General features: G+C 40.2%; 1 protein-coding gene. It reads right to left on the bottom strand.

Annotated features, from left to right (window positions below):
- Positions 1–32 precede the first annotated feature (32 nt).
- A protein-coding gene (locus LRL21_RS44620; protein ID WP_240422189.1) for an IS3 family transposase occupies positions 33–1,378 on the bottom strand; the annotation gives its coding sequence in 2 pieces (ribosomal slippage) (positions 33–937 and positions 937–1,378; 1,347 coding nt in all).
- Between the last annotated feature and the right edge of the window lie 55 nt (positions 1,379–1,433).

Here is a 1,433-nt window from a genome sequence, read left to right as displayed (position 1 = left end):
TGAAGTGACCCCAAAAAGTTAGACAATATATATTAGGCTCCCTTATGGGTGTGAATCCGGTATTGTACCGGGCTCATGCCCTTTAGTTTTGCCTTTATGCGTTTGTGGTTGTAATACTGGATATATCGTTCAAGCTCCATCTTGAAATGCTCAATGCTTTCAAATTCTTGCGTATAAAAGAATTCGGATTTTAAGATGCCAAAGAAGTTTTCGATCACAGCGTTGTCATAGCAGTTTCCTTTACGCGACATACTTTGGGTGATCCCATGTTCCTTTAACGTGTGGTGGTATTGGTTCATTTGGTAGTGCCAGCCTTGATCTGAATGAATAATTAGCGAATCTCCGTCTTTTACACGTTCCAATGCCTTGTCCAGCATCTTGGAAACAAGAGAATAAACGGGGCGTGATTCTATTGTATATGTAATGATTTCACCGTTAAATAGGTCCAGCATTGGGGAAAGATACAGTTTTTCACCGAATAGCTTGAATTCAGTAATATCCGTCACCCATTTTTCATTAGTCATATTGGCGCTGAAATCTCGATCTAAAATATTAGGTGCAATCTTACCAACAGTTCCTTTGTAAGAACGGTACTTCTTCATACGCACCGTACATTTTAATCCAAGTTCGTCCATGATTCGTTGTACTTTTTTATGGTTCACTTTAAGCTCTTCATTGCGCAATTGATCTCGAATTCTGCGATATCCATACCAGCCATTATGTTCGTGAAAGATGGCTGTAATACGAGATTTTAAGTCAGCATCTTTATCTGGCCTTCCGCATGTATTTACCCAGTAATAATATGTACTACGCGGGATCTGAGCCAGTTGTAATAGTGCAGTAACGGGGAATTCCAGCCTTAGTTCAAATACTACTTGCGCTTTGTTTTGCTTCGTGATTTTTCCTTGCTTTGAACTAAGGCATTCAACTTTTTTAGGTAGGCATTCTCCATCCTCAAACGTTCTATTTCCGCTTGTAACGCTTCGGTCGATCCTTCCATTGGAGTGGCTTTCTTAACTTCCTTCATCGATGGGCGCCCCTTCATCTTTGGATTTAGGGCCTCAATTCCCCGTGACTCAAAGTGCATTCTCCATTTACGAATTGTTCTAGGAGAAGGAATATTAAACCTTGCAGCCGTTTCATTCGGAGACGTCCCATGTGTTACCATATAGTTTAATACGTCCATTTTAAACTCTATGGGATAACTTGTATACGATTTATTAAATGCCTCCAGACCGTTATGTTCGAATTGCTTTACCCAATTCATAACCTCACTCTTCACTGCCCCTATGGAAGACGCGATCGCTGCATAACTCTCAGAATTGCTTAAATAACGTTGAACAGCTGATAATTTTTCGTCTGAAGTATACTTAGCCATTAAAAAACTGCACCTCCAACTGTTAGATGATGTCTAACAATTGGGGTGCAGTTCA

This window comes from Paenibacillus periandrae (assembly GCF_022458865.1).
Classification (GTDB): domain Bacteria; phylum Bacillota; class Bacilli; order Paenibacillales; family NBRC-103111; genus Paenibacillus_S; species Paenibacillus_S periandrae.
Note: the sequence above shows the minus strand (reverse complement) of the source record. Positions and strands in the feature narration are given on the sequence as shown.